Source organism: Pseudocoprococcus catus (assembly GCF_019734885.1).
GTDB lineage: Bacteria > Bacillota > Clostridia > Lachnospirales > Lachnospiraceae > Coprococcus_A > Coprococcus_A catus.
The window spans coordinates 1-748 of sequence record NZ_JAAXCM010000022.1 but is presented as its reverse complement, the minus strand read 5'-3'; the positions used below and the strand labels follow the sequence as shown (position 1 = coordinate 748).

General features: G+C 52.5%; 1 protein-coding gene. It reads left to right on the top strand.

Features of this window, described 5'->3' with window-relative positions; translation table 11 throughout:
- The coding region (locus HED67_RS05485) for a virulence-associated E family protein (protein ID WP_221717747.1) at positions 1 to 748 on the top strand (748 nt) is incomplete at both ends.

Here is a 748-nt window from a genome sequence, read left to right as displayed (position 1 = left end):
TCCGTCAGAGCATACGGAACTGCCTGACCGTATTCCAGCGTGACCCGCTGCTTTCCGAGGCTATCGCCTACAACATCCTGACCGACCGCAAGGACATTATAAAGCCCATCGGCTTCCACAGGGAAAGTACCGCCTTAAACGATACGGACATGAAATATCTGCTTCTCTATCTGGAAGAAACCTACGGGCTTACCAATGAGAAAAAGATTGATAACGCCATCGGGATTGTAGCGAATGAAAACAAGTACCACCCCATCCGGGATTATTTAAGTTCCCTTGTGTGGGACGGGACGGAAAGAATTCGCTTCTGCCTGCGGCACTTTCTGGGGGCTGACGCAGACGATTACACCTATGAAGCGTTGAAGCTGTTCCTGCTGGGTGCAATCTCACGAGCCTTTCAGCCGGGGTGCAAGTTTGAAATCATGCTCTGTCTGGTAGGCGGTCAGGGGGCTGGAAAGTCCACCTTCTTCCGGCTGCTGGCAGTCCGGGACGAGTGGTTCTCCGATGATTTGCGGAAGCTGGACGATGACAATGTGTACCGCAAGCTGCAAGGTCACTGGATTATCGAAATGTCAGAAATGATGGCAACCGCCAACGCCAAGAGCATTGAGGAAATCAAGTCATTTTTAAGCCGGCAGAAAGAGGTTTACAAGATACCCTATGAAACCCATCCGGCAGACCGCCCCCGTCAGTGCGTGTTTGGCGGCACTTCCAATGCCCTTGACTTCCTGCCCCTTGACCGTTCCGG